The sequence below is a fragment of the Kitasatospora sp. NPDC058406 genome, assembly GCF_042722765.1.
GTDB lineage: Bacteria > Actinomycetota > Actinomycetes > Streptomycetales > Streptomycetaceae > Kitasatospora.
On the sequence record NZ_JBHXKE010000510.1, the window covers coordinates 1 to 1,049 of the forward strand.

Here is a 1,049-nt window from a genome sequence, read left to right on the forward strand (position 1 = left end):
CCCCCCTCAAACCTCATGAGACGCGCCCAATGTGCCCGCCGAACTGCGAGAACTGGTGGCCGGCGCCGCCCGCGAAATCCTGGCCGCCCGGTGCAGGATCTCCCGCTCAAGCCCGAGTTCCCTGACCCGGGCCTTGAACTGCTCCTTCTCCCTGGCCAGCGCGGTGGCCTCGGCGGTCCTGGGCACGGCGGCCTGCTCGGCCTGACGCACCCAGGCCCGCAGCGTCTCGTGGTTGATGTCCAGGTCCTTGGCCACCGAGGCATTCGTACGTCTCGGGCTCGCGTGGTACAGCGCGACGGCGTCGAAGCGGAACTCAGGGGCTCACTTCGACGTCCCAACGGGAACTTCTGTCCTATGGATCTGACACTCAAGCTGGTCCCGCCCGGCGGAATCCTTCCGCAGGTCTACAGTCACAGCGACAACAACTACTGCTGCGCTTTCGGGTGGCGGGCGTGCTCAGCCCGTAACCTCGCGGAGGCAGCATCGACGTCGATCCCGCGCAGACGCCCCGCGCATGTGAGTGCGGCCCGCGGCCGGACGGAAGTGGCCTTCGCTGCCCGGGCCGGCGGCGCGTACCGCGCATGCCCGCCGGCGAGACCGCCTTGCTCCGGGCGGTTTCCCGGGCGGCCGGGTAGTGCTCGCACAAGAGCGAGCGGATTCGGCTACCCGGAGATCTTTCCCGGTCCGGCCGGAGTGTCGAATTCGGCCGGACCGGGTGTGAAGCTGTGCCCATGCCTTCACCTCGGCGACGGTACGACCCGACGGCCCACCACCCCGGGCGGCGTGCCCGGGCCGGGCCGGTTTTCACCCGACCGCCCCCGGCCCGGACCACCAGGTGACACCGGGCCGAAGTGGATGCCCACGGACCTCTCCCGGCGGAGTCGACAGATCCCGGGAGGACCCACCGTCAGTCGGGCGGCGAGCTCATCCCTGCCGGGAAACGCTCGTGAGCATCGTCGCTGTCAGGTGGGGAGTCCGACGGGGCGTTCGCCGTTGCGGCGTTGCTGGATGACGACGGCGGCGACGAGGAGGGCGCCTTGGGCGACGTT

General features: G+C 70.3%; 1 pseudogene. It reads right to left on the reverse strand.

What is annotated here, in order from left to right:
* Positions 1–6 precede the first annotated feature (6 nt).
* Positions 7–306, reverse strand: a pseudogene (locus ACFWOG_RS40920) (transposase); the annotation flags it as partial.
* Between the last annotated feature and the right edge of the window lie 743 nt (positions 307–1,049).